This is a genomic window from Mesorhizobium sp. M0184, assembly GCF_040322215.1.
In the GTDB taxonomy this organism is placed as follows: Bacteria; Pseudomonadota; Alphaproteobacteria; order Rhizobiales; family Rhizobiaceae; genus Mesorhizobium.
In genome coordinates this window covers 1-508 of the sequence record NZ_JAMYSZ010000126.1, presented here as the reverse complement: position 1 = coordinate 508, position 508 = coordinate 1, and the positions used below count along the sequence as shown (strand labels likewise).

Below are 508 nucleotides of genomic sequence, written 5' to 3'. Positions count from 1 at the left end.
TGTGATCTGCTCTTCGTCGGCAATCTGCACGAAGCGCTGCTTCTGAGGTCTTTCCACATGGGCGCGGCAGTGGCGGTTTTTTGCGATGAGTTTGCGAGGTATGGCGAACACTATCGATCGAACGGCCTTATACCAGTTGTGAACAATTGTGTCGAACTGGATGCCATTAGCGGCGCACGGGAGCCGCAAACATACTTCCTCAACGTGGAGACTGGGCTCTCTCGCCTTGGCCTCGCTTTCGATGATGTACGGCGCACGTATCTTGGTGGTATCTTCAAGCGGCGTCCCCCTTCGGTCGTACTCAGCCACCTCGCATGTAGCGAACGCGCTGGGGACGCAATGAATTTGCTACAAAGGAACCGCTTTCAGGCGACGTCAGATCTGCTTAAACCGACACTTCTCAGTCTCGCGGCCTCCGCCGGTGTCTGGCTAGGGGAGCGCTATCACTTCGATATGGTGCGGGTGGGCTCGGCACTTTACGGACTTAACAATGCCCGCATCCGGCCAA

General features: G+C 56.5%; 1 protein-coding gene. It reads left to right on the top strand.

Annotation, left to right across the window (positions count from 1 at the left end; all coding sequences use genetic code 11):
* Positions 1 to 57 precede the first annotated feature (57 nt).
* Positions 58 to 508, top strand: a 451-nt coding sequence (locus NKJ23_RS34610) for an alanine racemase (RefSeq protein ID WP_352685214.1), incomplete at its 3' end; no start/stop codon positions are given.